The sequence below is a fragment of the Stappia sp. 28M-7 genome (genome assembly GCF_014252955.1).
In the GTDB taxonomy this organism is placed as follows: Bacteria; Pseudomonadota; Alphaproteobacteria; order Rhizobiales; family Stappiaceae; genus Stappia.
This window is the reverse complement of sequence record NZ_JACMIA010000007.1, coordinates 1-3198: the sequence shown is the minus strand read 5'-3', so window position 1 is coordinate 3198 and position 3198 is coordinate 1. Positions and strand designations below refer to the sequence as shown.

The 3198-nt window shown below is 56.4% G+C and carries 2 protein-coding genes; both read left to right on the top strand.

Annotated features, from left to right (window positions below):
* Window positions 1-1348: restriction endonuclease (locus tag H7H34_RS23220; RefSeq protein WP_463668135.1), on the top strand; the 1348-nt coding region annotated here is incomplete at its 5' end.
* A 105-nt stretch (window positions 1349-1453) separates the two neighbouring features.
* The coding region (locus H7H34_RS23215; RefSeq protein ID WP_185926910.1) for an argonaute/piwi family protein at window positions 1454-3198 on the top strand (1745 nt) is incomplete at its 3' end.

The following is a 3198-nucleotide window of genomic DNA, read 5'->3' as shown; positions in this document are numbered from 1 at the left end:
GCGTGAACGGCGTCAGACCATCGGTCGCGGCTTGCGCCTGTGTGTCAATCAGAAGGGCGAACGCCTGCGCGGCTTCGAGGTCAACACCCTGACCGTTATTGCCACCGAGAGCTATGAGCAGTTTGCCGAGAACCTACAGAAGGAGATCGAGCAGGATACCGGCATCCGCTTCGGCATTGTCGAAAAGCATCAGTTCGCGGCGATCCCCGTCGTGAAGGAAGACGGCTCGACGGGCATGCTCGGCTTCGAGGAATCGGCCGCGATCTTCGAGCACCTGAAAGCGGAAGGCCTCATTGATGCGAAAGGTAAGGTGCAGGATACACTTCGCCAGGCGCTCAAGGATGGAACATTCTCCTTGCCGGAAGCCCTTGCTGCCCACTTGCCCCAGGTAAGGGATGTTCTGCGCAAGGTTGCCGGCAAGCTCGACATCAAGAATGCCGATGAGCGCCTCACCGTGAAAACGCGGCAAGCGGTCCTGCACAGCCCCGAGTTCCAGGCGCTATGGGACCGCATCAAACACAAGACGACCTATCGTGTTCACTTCGACAACGAGAAGCTCGTCGCGGATTGCGCCAAGGCGATTGCATCAGGGCCACCAATCCCGAAGGCGCGCGTCACCATCCGCAAGGCCGACATCGCGATCGGACAAGGCGGCGTTCTGGCGAACGAGACCTCGAGTTCAGGGCCGGTCACTATCGAAGAAGGGGATATCGCACTTCCCGATCTGCTGACCGACCTCCAGGACAGGACACAGCTCACCCGGCGGAGCCTCGTGCGCATTCTGACCGAGAGCGGTCGTCTCACGGACTTCAAGCGCAATCCACAGGCCTTCATCGATCTGGCCGGCGAGATTATCAATCGGACGAAGCGCCTGGCGCTGGTGGACGGCATTAAATACCAGCGGATCGGCGACGATCATTTCTATGCCCAGGAGCTTTTCGAGCAGGAGGAGCTGACGGGCTATCTCACGAACATGCTGAAAGACGCCGGCAAGTCCGTCTACGAGCATGTCGTTTACGACCCGAGCACCGTGGAGCGGACCTTTGCGGAACAGCTTGAGAAGAACGACGCCGTGAAGGTCTACGCCAAGCTCCCCGACTGGTTCAAAGTTCCAACGCCGCTTGGAACCTACAACCCGGACTGGGCCGTCCTGGTCGAACAGGACGGGCAGGAGCGCCTGTACTTCGTGGTGGAAACCAAGAGCAGCCTGTTCACCGACGACCTGCGCGACAAGGAAGCCGCCAAGATCGCCTGCGGAGAGGTTCATTTCAAGGCGCTGGCCGTTGGCGAGAACCCCGCTCGTTACATCAAGGCGACCAAGCTCGATGACGTGATGGGGTATTATTGATGGCGCGTTCCGCAAACTTCATTCGGCAAGTCGATGAACGGCCTCATATGCGACTGGCAAGTGCGGCTCGTGCGTCATCCTTTTGGGAACGAAATACGAGGTGACATGTCAAAGTATTTGATAAATTTCGCTCCCATTAGCGTGCGGGGGAACACTACGGTCCTGGTCGGGCGGCAGCCCTATGACAGCGACCGGTTGGACGAGTTGCGCCACGAGTTCCGCGAAACGCATGTTTTTCGACGCGACGGAGTAGACGACGTCATAATAGATATTCCTGTCGCAGCCGGCCAGCGCCCGATCGGAAATGCCCAAGAGGAAATCGACCTTGCCAAGCACCATAAGCTACTGCCACCGCTGCTTTCAGCGGCGCTAATTAGGGCCTTTCACGGATCCCGCGACATTTTATCTGACAGACCGGTCGGCGTGCTTGGGGCTGTATCGCGTGGACTGATAAGACATCCTGATCTTCCTGAGTGGATACAGAAGCGCACTCTACTGAAGTTTGATACGCGGACTATTTATCGAGCTGGTGATAAACCGGTTCTCGGATTGGTGTGTGAGACCCGGGTGAAGAACCTCATCCTCGGATCATGCGAGGAACTTTTAGCGCTAGGCATTTCTCCACTCGGCCGATATGTCCAAGTGGAAGAGGAATATGACAGTCGGCTAATGAAGAGGCGGCGGCTGATCGGCAGGGTGGAGGCTGTCGAAGAAAATTCTCTTGTGCTTGAGGACCACGCGGAGGGCTATGCGACCGCCTCCGTCTCCGAAACCTTTGTGGAAGCACGGCGGGAGGTATTTGACGCCTGCGTCAGACAGCTTCTTGGAGGAGCTGCAGAGAATGTCATTGCAGAGGCCGAAGCAGCGGCCGCGGAGTTGCATTCAGGACCAGGACGTAAGGAACAAATCGAAAGCGTTCTGACGTATCTGCGAGAGAAGGCGACGCTGGAAGCCGTGCCCGGCGTGCAGTTCGTCCTGGGCGATATGCTAACTTCGGGTAACAAGCGGTTTCCCGCTACAGAAGCTCTCTCAAAACCCACCTTGGTTTTCGATCCAAGCGGTAGTCGTAAAGACGGGTGGAACGAACGGGGGCTGAAGGATAACGGCCCATACGACCAACGGACGTTTAGCCCAAAGCAACTAAGGATCGCAGTTGTCTGTCAGGCGCGACACGAGGGTCAAGTAGACCGGTTCGTAGCCAAATTTCTCGAAGGTATGCCGGAAGCGCTCACAGGACCCACGCAGCGCCGTTCTGCTCGATACGGTGATGGTTTTCTTAGGCGTTTCTGCCTCGAAAAGCCGAACGTCACATTCTTTACGGCGGCAAGCGAGAGTGCCGATGATTACCTTGCGGCAAGCCGCCAGGCGCTGGAGCAAGCGGCAGATGACGGTTTCAAATGGGACTTGGCGCTCGTACAGATCGAAGAAGAGTTCAAGTCTCTTAAGGGTGAAGTAAATCCATACTATGCGACCAAGTCGGTATTCCTGAAGCGTGACGTTCCGGTCAAAAGTGTTCGTTTGGAGACGATGTCGCAACCCGACAGTCAATTGGTTTTTTCAATGAATCATATGAGCCTTGCCACCTATGCAAAGCTGGGTGGCGTTCCTTGGCTTCTGGCCTCGCAGCAAACTGTAGCGCATGAACTTGTTATCGGACTCGGTTCGCATTCGGTCTCCAATAGCCGGATCGGAACTCAACGACGCTTCGTCGGCATTACGACCGTATTCTCTAGCGATGGCAGTTATTTGCTGAGCGACAAGACCGCTGTTGTTCCCTTTGAAGAATACGCGGATGCTCTTTACGAGACATTGAAACGGTCAATCACGACGGTGCGCAAGCAGGATAACTG